General features: G+C 69.0%; 3 protein-coding genes and 2 pseudogenes. 2 read left to right on the top strand and 3 right to left on the bottom strand.

Annotated features, from left to right (window positions below):
• Positions 1-209: pseudogene (locus tag AC31A1_RS43880) on the bottom strand (iron transporter); the annotation flags it as partial.
• Between the two features lie 517 nt (positions 210-726).
• Here AC31A1_RS43880 and AC31A1_RS43875 point away from each other — a divergent pair.
• Both AC31A1_RS43875 and AC31A1_RS43870 read left to right on the top strand, forming a co-directional pair.
• Entirely contained in the window at positions 727-1,956 is a 1,230-nt protein-coding gene (locus AC31A1_RS43875) for a trypsin-like serine peptidase (protein ID WP_489658671.1), read from the top strand.
• Between the two features lie 296 nt (positions 1,957-2,252).
• A pseudogene (locus tag AC31A1_RS43870) lies at positions 2,253-3,188 on the top strand (trypsin-like serine peptidase); the annotation flags it as partial.
• Positions 3,189-3,271: 83 nt separating this feature from the next.
• Here the strand turns inward: AC31A1_RS43870 and hflX are convergent.
• The gene (hflX, locus tag AC31A1_RS43865) at positions 3,272-4,765 is read right to left on the bottom strand and encodes a GTPase HflX (protein WP_489658670.1); all 1,494 of its coding nucleotides are present in this window, start codon (positions 4,763-4,765) and stop codon (positions 3,272-3,274) included.
• Positions 4,766-4,914: 149 nt separating this feature from the next.
• A complete protein-coding gene (locus AC31A1_RS43860; RefSeq protein WP_489658669.1) occupies positions 4,915-6,462 on the bottom strand; it encodes a M1 family metallopeptidase in 1,548 nt (515 codons plus the stop codon).
• Between the last annotated feature and the right edge of the window lie 102 nt (positions 6,463-6,564).

Below are 6,564 nucleotides of genomic sequence, written 5' to 3'. Positions count from 1 at the left end.
CGCAGGAGGTTCTCGACAGCTGCTGCCTGGGCGGCGGGGTGGGGGTCGGGATGCTCCAGGAGGTCGGCGCTTGTGCCGCGCGGCTGACCTGCTTCCGGGCTTCGGGGCTGCTGCCGGGGAACGGACTCGGCCGACGCCGACGCCAGGGTCTGCGTGTGTCGAGGGCTCGCCTCGTGGGAGTGGCCGTCAGTGGTAGGCGTGGGATTCAAGGCTGTCCTCGGGAGGTGTTTCGGAGTGCGAATCGCGTGGGGTCAAGTCCCGGCGTTCTGGCGGGCGTTGATCTTGAGTGCTCTGCACCTGGTGCTGCAGGCCAGCGGAGTTGGTGTCCGATGGCGCTCCGCCCTCCGGAGCAGTCACCTCGACGCGCCGGCGGCGACCGGTCGGCGTACCGGCGCGGGCCAGTCGATGTACCGATGCACTTCCGCAGGACGCTCTCGTACCGCCCGCCCACCGACCGACGTTCCAAGGCCGCCCTCCCGCCCCACCGCAGACACACCGCCAAGCCGGCCCGCACAAGCGCAGGGCACCGCGCGTCGGCAGCAGTCCCCTTCGCTACCAACCCCGCACCGCCCACGGAGTTACGGGTTGCCCCAAGATCCTTGCCGTGACGGAACCGTTGCCGTCCCGTGGGAAGTCCCCCACAGCGAGCGCATAGTGTGTGGTGCCGTTCCGGCTGAGAACACAGCTGGAAGCGCAACATCCGTTCACCCAGGGGGAGTCAAGACCATGCGATCGATACGGCCGTCCTTCACCACCCGTCGTGGGAGGGGCGCGCGTCGCGGAACCTCCCTCGTGCTGGTCGCAGTTGCCCTCGCCTCGGCGCTCGCGCTCACCGCGACCGCGTGCGGTTCCAGTGACACGAAGGCCGATGGCAAGTCCACCGCGACCGCCACCAGTAGTGACACCGGTGACGGCAAGATCAAGATCCCGGACGACATCAGGGACAAGCTCAAAGAGCACGGGATCGACATCGACAAGTGGAAGAACGGCGCCTGGAAGAACTGGAACAGGGACGACTGGCTGCGCGAGGCCGACGACTACATCAACCCGATCATCAAGGGGCTGTGGAGTTCCGGCCGGATGCGGGACGCCAACGACCCGGACACGGGCGTCGACACCAACGACATCTCCGGTGACCAGGGCGTGACCGACCCGACGCCCGCGGTGGTGAACGCGAAGGCCGTGTCGCCCACGTACCACGCCAACGCGGCGACGGCGGGCAAGGTGTTCTTCGACTCCCCCGAGGGCACGATGGTCTGCTCGGCGACGGTCGTGGAGGACCCGGCACACCCGGGCAAGTCCAACCTGGTGTGGACGGCGGGCCATTGCGTGCACGCCGGCAAGAAGGGCGGCTGGTACCGCAACATCGCGTTCGTGCCGTCGTACAACAACGCGGGTATGAAGACAGCTCAGTTGGAGACCGCGAGCCGGGATCAGGTCGCTCCGTACGGTGTCTGGTGGGGTGACTGGGCGCAGACCTCGCAGCAGTGGATCGACCAGGGCGGCGAGACGGGCGGGCAGGGTTCGTCGTACGACTACGCCGTGATCCATGTGACGCCCGAGAAGGGCAATGGGGGCAAGTCCCTTGAGGAGACGGTCGGTTCGGCGCTGCCGGTGAATTTCAGCGCGCCGGCCGTGCCGAAGGTGTCCGGCATCACGGCGACCGGCTACCCCGAGGCGAAGCCGTACGACGGTTCGACGCTGTACCAGTGCACGGACAAGCCGGGGCGGCTGTCGATCAGCGCCTCGGACCCGACGATGTACCGCATCGGCTGCAGCATGACCGGCGGTTCGTCCGGTGGCGGCTGGGTCGAGACGGGCTCCGACGGCAAGCCGTCACTGGTGTCCAACACCTCGATCGGGCCGGTGACTTCGGGCTGGCTGGCGGGTCCGCGGCTGGGTGACGTAGCCAAGGGCGTGTACGACTCGGTCAGCAAGAAGTTCGCCGGCCAGTAGGCGCGGCAGCAGGCACAGTCGGGGGACAGCCGCCGGCGGGGTGTCTCACAGGAACCTCACCGCCTCACCAGCGTTCGCCCCCAACTCCCTCGGCATAGTGGGGTGTCGCGGAACCACCGGCAGTACACGGTCAGTAGTCCGCGATCAGCAGTAGTCGGCAATAGAAGGTCAGCAGTTTCACGGGGGTTGTCGCACCATGCGTTCCACACGTACGCCCGCGTCGTCTCGGCGCGGGCGGCGTACCCCCTCGTCGCGGCGCTGTCGCTCACCGCGAGCGACAAGCCCGCCGCCACCGGGACAAGGACAGGTGGCTCAGTGAGGCCAAGGACTTCGTCAACCCGGTGGTCAAGGGGCTGTGGAAGCCCGAGCGGATGAAGTCCGCCGAGGAGGCCAACAAGACGGTCTCCACGAAGGACGCCGCCGCCGACCAGGGCGTCAGCGACCCGGATCCGGCGCCCGTCGAGGCCGCGGCCGAGAAGACGCCATACCACCAGAACGCGGCCCGGTCGGGAAGGTCTTCTTCGACTCCCCCGAGGGCTCGCTGGTCTGCTCCGGCACGGTCGTCAAGGACGTCTACCAACCCGGCAAGTCCAACCTCGTGTGGACGGCCCATTGCGTCCACGCGGGCAAGGACGGCGGCTGGTACCGCACCATCGAGTTGGTGCCCTCGTACAACGACCTCGGCGAGTGCACCTCGCAGCTGAGCGAGGCCTCGGCGTCCGAGATCGCTCCCTACGGCCAGTGGTGGGCGGACTGGGTCTCGGCCTCGGACCAGTGGATCCAGGGCGGCCCGGAGACGGGCGGCGCGGGAGCCGCGTACGACTACGCCATCCTCCATGTGAAGCCGCAGTCCGGTGCCAAGTCCCTTGAGGAGACGGTCGGCGCCGCGCTCGACGTCGGCTTCTCGGCGCCTCCGCGACGGAGGTCGGCTCGATGGGCGCCTGATGCTACCCGGCTGTGCCGCCGTACAGCGGTCTGAAGATGTTCAAGTGCCTCGACCCGCCCGGCCGGTTGTCGCTGAGCACGGCCCTGCCGACCACGTACCGCATCGGCTCCACAATGACCGGCGGTTCGTCCGACGGCGGCTGGTTCCGCGTGGTGGACGGCAGGACGGAGCTGGTCTCCAACACCTCGATCGGCCCGTCCGACAACACCTGCCTCGCGGGCCCCAACCGGGCGCCACCGCCGAGTCGCTCTACGAGAACATGAGCAGGACCTACGGCGGTCAGTGACCGCACACACGCGTGCATGCCGAAGGCCCGCCCACGGGAAGAGAGTTGGGGGCGGGCCTTCGGACTTGGCGTGCTACGACCCGTCAGGCCAGCGGTGCCGGGACGTACGGCGCGAGTTCCGCCGCCAGTTCCTCGTGCACCCGCACCTTGAGCTGGGTGCCCTCCGGGGTGTGCTCCTCGGAGATCACCTCGCCCTCGGAATGGGCGCGGGCGACCAGCTTGCCGTGGGTGTACGGCACGAGCGCCTCGATCTCGACCGAGGGGCGCGGCAGTTCGCTGTCGATGAGCGCGAGCAGCTCGGCCATGCCCTGGCCGGTGCGGGCCGAGACCGCGATGGACCGCTTCTCGTTCCGCATCAGCCGCTGGAGCGTCAGCGGGTCGGCCGCGTCCGCCTTGTTGATGATGACGATCTCGGGCACCTTGGTGGCGCCGACATCCCGGATCACCTCGCGTACGGCGGCCAGCTGCTCCTCCGGGACCGGGTGCGAGCCGTCCACCACGTGCAGGATCAGGTCGGCGTCGCCGACCTCCTCCATCGTGGAGCGGAAGGCCTCGACCAGGTGGTGCGGCAGGTGCCGGACGAATCCGACGGTGTCGACCAGCGTGTACAGCCGTCCGCCCGGGGTCTCGGCCCGGCGCACGGTCGGGTCGAGGGTCGCGAACAGCGCGTTCTCGACCAGCACGCCCGCGCCCGTGAGGCGGTTGAGCAGGGAGGACTTTCCGGCGTTGGTGTAACCGGCGATGGCGACCGAGGGCACCTTGTGGCGCCGGCGCTCCTGGCGCTTGATGTCGCGGCCCGTCTTCATGTCCGCGATCTCCCGGCGCATCTTCGCCATCTTCTCGCGGATACGACGCCGGTCGGTCTCGATCTTGGTCTCACCGGGACCACGGGTGGCGAGGCCGCCGCCCGAGCCGCCGCCCATCTGACGGGACAGCGACTGACCCCAGCCGCGGAGCCTCGGCAGCATGTACTGCATCTGCGCGAGCGCGACCTGTGCCTTGCCCTCCCGGGACTTGGCGTGCTGGGCGAAGATGTCGAGGATCAGGGCCGTACGGTCGATGACCTTGACCTTGACGACGTCTTCGAGGTGGATCAGCTGGCCCGGGCTGAGCTCACCGTCGCAGATGACGGTGTCGGCGCCTGTCTCCAGGACGATGTCCCGCAGTTCGTTGGCCTTGCCCGAACCGATGTAGGTGGCCGCGTCCGGCTTGTCGCGGCGCTGGACGACACCGTCGAGGACGAGCGCGCCCGCGGTCTCCGCGAGGGCGGCCAGCTCGGCGAGCGAGTTGTCCGCGTCCTGGACCGTGCCCGTGGTCCAGACGCCGACGAGTACGACGCGCTCCAGGCGGAGCTGTCGGTACTCGACCTCGGTGACGTCCTCAAGCTCGGTGGAGAGGCCGGCGACGCGGCGCAGGGCCGCGCGCTCGGAGCGGTCGAACTGGTCGCCGTCCCGCTCTCCGTCGATCTCGTGGCTCCAGGCGACGTCCTCTTCCATCAGGGCATCGGCCCGAAGACCTTCGGGGTAGGCGTGCGCGAAGCGCTCAGTGTCCTGGGAAGGGGAAGAAGAGGAGGTCATTGGGTCCTTACGTCGATGGGAGTCCTGCAAGGGTCATAACGTGCGAGCGTCTCCGGAGATTCCCGGTGGCTGCCGAGTCTGTCCCCGGTCACCCGCGCCGCCGACCCGACGATGGTCGCACGGCGCGGATCGCCACGTCACTGCCTTATTTATTGCCCCGTCACCGCCTTATTCACCGGTGCCTGCGACTTCCAGTCCGGGTGACCGGGCATCGGCGGGGTCTTCTCGCCGTAGAGCCAGCCCTTGAAGAAGTCGCTCAGGTCGCGGCCGGAGATCGCGGAGGCGAGTTCCTCGAAGTCGGCGGTGGTGGCCGTGCCGTCCCGGTGGACGCTCACCCAGGTGCGCTCCAGGCGTTCGAAGGCCGGGCGGCCGATCTCCTGACGCAGGGCGTAGAGGGCCAGGGCGGCGCCGTCGTAGACGTTGGGGCGGAAGATGCTGATCTTCTGGCCGGGCGCGGGCGCCTTGGGGAGTCCGGGCGGTCCGCCGGTGGCGCGCCAGCCGTCGGAGGCCGCGTAGGCCGCCTTCATGCGTGTCTCCATCGGCCTGTGCGCCTTCTCCTCGGCGTACAGCTCCTCGTACCAGGTGGCGTGTCCCTCGTTGAGCCACAGGTCGGACCAGGTGCGGGGGCTGACGCTGTCGCCGAACCACTGGTGGGACAGCTCGTGCACCATGATCGACTCGACGTACCACTTGGGGTAGGCGGGCTCGGTGAAGAGATCTCTCTCGAAGAGAGAGATCGTCTGCGTCTCCAGTTCGAAGCCGGTGGACGCGTCGGCCATGAGCAGCCCGTACGTCTCGAAGGGGTACCGGCCGACCTTGCTCTCCATCCAGGCGACCTGGTCGGGGGTCTTCTTGAGCCACGGTTCGAGCTGCTTGGCGTCCTTGGCGGGCACGACGTCACGCATCGGCAGGTCGTGCGGTCCGGTGCGGTGCAGCACGGCGGAGCGGCCGATGGACACCTGGGCGAGTTCGGTGGCCATGGGGTGCTGGGTGCGGTACGTCCAGGTGGTGTTCCTGCCGACCTTGTCGACGCCGGCCGGCAGTCCGTTGGCGACGGCCGTGTAGGCGTTGGGGGCCGTGACCCTGATGGTGAACATCGCCTTGTCGGAGGGATGGTCGTTGCACGGGAACACCAGGTGCGCGGCGTCGGCCTGGTTGGCCATGGCGAGCCCGTCCTTGGTGCGCACCCAGCCGCCGTCCTGGCCCTTGGCGGACACAGGGTCGCTGGTGTGCCGCACAGTGATCCGCGTCCAGCTCCCCTCGGAAATCGGCCTCTCCGGAGTCACGACCAGGTCCTCGCCGGTACTGGCGAAGGTGGAGGGCCGCCCGTCGACCTCGACCGAGTCGACGGTCCCGTGCGCGAAGTCGAGGTTGATCCGGTCCAGCGTCTCCGTCGTCCAGGCGTCGATGGTGGTGACGGCCTGGAGCGGCTTGCTGTTGCTGCCGGGATACGTGAACGAGAGGTCGTACGACGCCACGTCATAGCCCGGGTTGCCCAGCGTCGGGAAGAGGCGGTCACCGACGCCCAGGGGCGTGGGCGGCGCACTCGCGGCGACGAGGCAGACGGACACGGCGGAGGCGAGCAGCGCCGCCTTCAGCCGTCGGGAGTTCCTGGTGCGCGACCGGGGAGCCGGATCACCGGAGCCGGTGCGGGGGATGCCGATGCCGGTCGTGCCGGTGCGAGGGGTGAGCAGCATGCACCACCGCTACCAGCGCGCACGTGCCTCACAGCGACGACTCGCGCCCGGCCCACTCGAACGGGGTCTTCCAGGGGGCTACGGGGGGGCGGTGCACCAGGG

The organism is Streptomyces sp. P5F9 (assembly GCF_057961495.1).
Note: the sequence above shows the minus strand (reverse complement) of the source record. Positions and strands in the feature narration are given on the sequence as shown.

Coding starts and splice junctions, on each gene's coding strand:
- AC31A1_RS43860 (WP_489658669.1), bottom strand. CDS start 6,462: ATGCTGCTCACCCCTCGCACCGGCACGACCGGCATCGGCATCCCCCGC.
- AC31A1_RS43875 (WP_489658671.1), top strand. CDS start 727: ATGCGATCGATACGGCCGTCCTTCACCACCCGTCGTGGGAGGGGCGCG.
- hflX (WP_489658670.1), bottom strand. CDS start 4,765: ATGACCTCCTCTTCTTCCCCTTCCCAGGACACTGAGCGCTTCGCGCAC.